This is a genomic window from Streptomyces niveiscabiei (assembly GCF_001419795.1).
Lineage (GTDB): Bacteria > Actinomycetota > Actinomycetes > Streptomycetales > Streptomycetaceae > Streptomyces > Streptomyces niveiscabiei.
In genome coordinates, this window is sequence record NZ_LIRL01000957.1 from 1 (window position 1) to 2,106 (window position 2,106).

1 protein-coding gene is annotated in these 2,106 nt (G+C 64.2%); it reads right to left on the reverse strand.

The genetic code is table 11. The features are described from left to right. Positions 1–1,249 precede the first annotated feature (1,249 nt). Positions 1,250–2,083 (reverse strand): polymorphic toxin-type HINT domain-containing protein, encoded by an 834-nt coding sequence (locus AOK24_RS51680; RefSeq protein ID WP_338060972.1) that lies wholly within the window; start codon positions 2,081–2,083, stop codon positions 1,250–1,252. Between the last annotated feature and the right edge of the window lie 23 nt (positions 2,084–2,106).

The window sequence follows — 2,106 nt, forward strand, 5'->3', positions numbered from 1 at the left end:
GGTGGAGGCGTTGTGAGGGGGGCCGGTGATTCTGAGGTGGTCGCCTGTCTGGAACGGCTCCTCGGGGAGCCGGAGTTGGGGGGAGTCGCCGAGGACGCTCTGGGGGACGTCGGATGGTTCGCCGAGGTGGCGCCCGGCGAGTGAGGGGGTGCCGTGAGCTTCTCTCCTGGACCTCGACGGGATGTGGGCCGCGCGGTACGAGGACGGTGGGCGGAGGTGATCGAGGGGCCGCAGGAACGGTTGGACGATGGTCGAGTGGGCCGGGCACGCTGCCACTCCGCATCGGAGGCGGAAGTTCCTCGCGGGTCCGCTGGGGACGTGCGCGACTGCCAGGTGATGGTGCTGCTCACCTACGCCGCCGATTGCGGGCAAGTCTTCTTCGCCCGGCGTCTGTACCTGCCTGCGATCCGGGCCGAGGACGCCGCTGGTACGCAGGCATCCCCGGAGAAAGTCGCCTTTGCCGCCAGCCGCCCGGTCTGGGCATCGGGATGCTGCGCGGCGCCGTCGACGTCGCCTACGGCAAGAGCCCCGGCCTGGCGGCTACGCGCTGGCAGTGCCAGTTGCGCCTCCGCCGCCCGAAGATCTGCACCGTCCGTCTCCGAACCCGTCCAGAATCACTGGGCAGTCGAGGCCCTGCACCACGTCAGACGTGACGTCCGGCGAGTACACACCGCCCCTGGGCGTAGCCGGAGGGCCGGAATCCTGCAAGTGGCCAAGATCGCCCCGCCCGAAACTGAATGGCGGAGGCGCAAGCCATTCCTACAACTTGACCTTCATCGACTCAAGGAAGGCATTTGGGCGACCTGCATAATGATCCTCAATCCGCCGCTCAATGTGCTCGGCCGACCAGACAGCGCTCCGCTCCAACTTCAAGCAGTCTTCGGGCGCCGCCGTTCGAGTATTCCCATCACTATCCACAATGACGCAGTCGGAGGGCCTGAGAACGTTCTGGCGAAAGAAGTACGGGATCGGCGGGAGTGATTCCTTGGGAAGATGGACCAGACTTGCACCCCACCTCCCAGTCGAATAGGACGAGTTATGGACAGCCACGATGAACAGCGGAGAACCTTCGAATCCCGTCAACTTCTTGGCATCAACTTGCCGATCGTCGAAGAAAGCCATATACGGACGTGTTGCCAACATGACCCCAAAGGCGACTCTCCCGCCAGGGATCGGCACCCTGAGGGCGCTCCCGGCAGCGAACCGTACGGACATTCTCGGACTCCTCCTGATATCAAACCTGCCGAACCTACGGACCACCAAATGCTGCCGTCGCAGCATTCAAGTACAGGCCACGCAACGGGTTATCTTCTGCGATCCCGCGAATTGCATTTCCGGATGTCCCCCCAGCGCTCTGCGCTCCGCCAAAGGCGTCGATCAACTGCTGTTCGCGACCTCGAATGGCCTGATAAGAAGGGTCGCTATGCCGCAGTGCAACACTCTTGGTTGCAGTCGCAGATTGGTCGAGAACTGCCGGGCCAAATCCCTTTTCTGTCATGTGGTGCCCAGCATCACGAGCCGCAACTATCTGCTCCGGTGTGCCAGTTCCACGTGATCGGCCAGTGTAGATCTCACCGGTCTCGGGATTCGTTTTGGTGTAGGTGACATAGGTGGTGTCGCAGTTGTGGACGAGGACCTGTGCAGTCCCTGCCAGCACATAGTACGTATGCAGTGTGCCGACGGTGAGGTCATAGGTGACGCCGCCCTGGTGGACGTTCCGTACCCCGGTCACGACGACGGTGGAGCTGTCGGGTTGGCGGAGTTGGGTGCCCGGTGTCAGGTTGTGGGCGTCGGTCCAGCGCTGGTGGCCGGCGTCCCAGAAGGGGTGGTGCCAGGTGGTCGTCAGGGTCTGGGGCGTGCCCGAGGTGTTGCCCGGGGAAGGAGGTCCCCGGACGGGGGCGACGGACAGGGTGAGGATCGTGAAGTCGTGGTCGTTGTGGGTGACGATGACTTTCCGGACCGGTTCCGGGGAGGTGATGCCCGTCTGGGGGTCGGTGGCCAGGACCTTGTCGCCCGCCTTGATCGTGCTGATCGGTCGGCGAGGCGGACCGGTGTCGTGGGGGTGAAGCTGTGGACTTCGCAGCCCGCGGCGGCCTCCGCGTCACC